Genomic DNA, 222 nt, shown 5'->3' on the forward strand with positions numbered 1-222 from the left:
CCCGCCGAGCCGCCCGTGCACCCGAGATCCGCGTCGGTGCGGCGGCCTCCGGGGCGGCCGGGCCGCTGCTCGTCGCGCTGGCGTACCTGCTGGCGGTGCCGCGCCTCGCCGGGATCGCCGCGGAACAGTTGTCGGCCCATCTGATCGCCCCGTACGCGGTGATCGCCGGTGTCGGCGGCTCGATGGTGATGGCCGCGCTGGCCCAGCGTGCCGAGCGCCGGA

At 77.5% G+C, this 222-nt stretch carries 1 pseudogene; it reads left to right on the forward strand.

The features are described 5' to 3' along the window. Nucleotides 1-222: pseudogene (locus EAD96_RS00160) on the forward strand (hypothetical protein); the annotation flags it as partial.

Origin of the sequence: Micromonospora sp. BL1 (assembly GCF_003667485.1) — a bacterium.
Lineage (GTDB): Bacteria > Actinomycetota > Actinomycetes > Mycobacteriales > Micromonosporaceae > Micromonospora > Micromonospora tulbaghiae.